Consider the following 699-nt stretch of genomic DNA (forward strand, 5'->3'; position numbering starts at 1 on the left):
CATGACCAAGCTGCTGCAGCGGTTGGAAAGCAAAGGTTTTATCTGCTGTGTGCCAAGCAGCAGGGATCGCCGTTACAAAAAAATCACCTGTACCGAGCGTTCCCGGGGCATCCACAACCTGATTTTGGCCCAGGACGAAGAGGTGCTGACGGAGCTGTGTGCCGGGTTTACCCCGGAACAGCGGCAGATGCTGCTGCAGCTGGCGGACCGGCTGTTGGAGAATATCGACGCAGACTGAACAGGCAGACGGGGGAGACCCTTTCCCCAGGCAGTGTACCGGGAATTTCCCGGTTCCACTGCCTGCTTTTTTGCCTCTAATAGGTAACTAGTTACGTAATAAGGAGAGAACGAATGATGGAAAATGAACATTCCCAAACCAAAAGCCCCTTTGCCACCGAGCCGGTGGGGCGGCTGATTGCCCGATTTGCCATACCCTGCGTGATCTCGCTGCTGGTCAACTCACTGTATAACATTGTGGACCAGATTTTCATCGGCTGGGGCGTGGGCTACCTGGGCAACGGTGCCACCAACGTGGTGTTTCCCATCACCATTGTGGCCCTGGCCCTCTCGCTGATGATCGGTGACGGCGGCGCCGCCTACCTGAGCCTGAAACTGGGCGAAAAAGATGTGGAAAACGCACGGCGCGGCGTAGGCAATGCCATCGCCATGGTGGTGCTGGTCAGTGTGGTACTCACGGCG

Annotated in this window: 2 protein-coding genes; both read left to right on the forward strand. The window is 56.9% G+C overall.

The genetic code is table 11. The features are described from left to right. Positions 1–238 (forward strand): MarR family winged helix-turn-helix transcriptional regulator (locus H6B10_RS14870; RefSeq protein WP_430661768.1); only part of this gene is annotated, 238 nt, incomplete at its 5' end. A gap of 113 nt (positions 239–351) precedes the next feature. Next, positions 352–699: MATE family efflux transporter (locus tag H6B10_RS14875; protein ID WP_430661769.1), on the forward strand; the 348-nt coding region annotated here is incomplete at its 3' end.

This window comes from Gemmiger formicilis, assembly GCF_016901605.1.
Classification (GTDB): Bacteria; Bacillota; Clostridia; order Oscillospirales; family Ruminococcaceae; genus Gemmiger; species Gemmiger formicilis_B.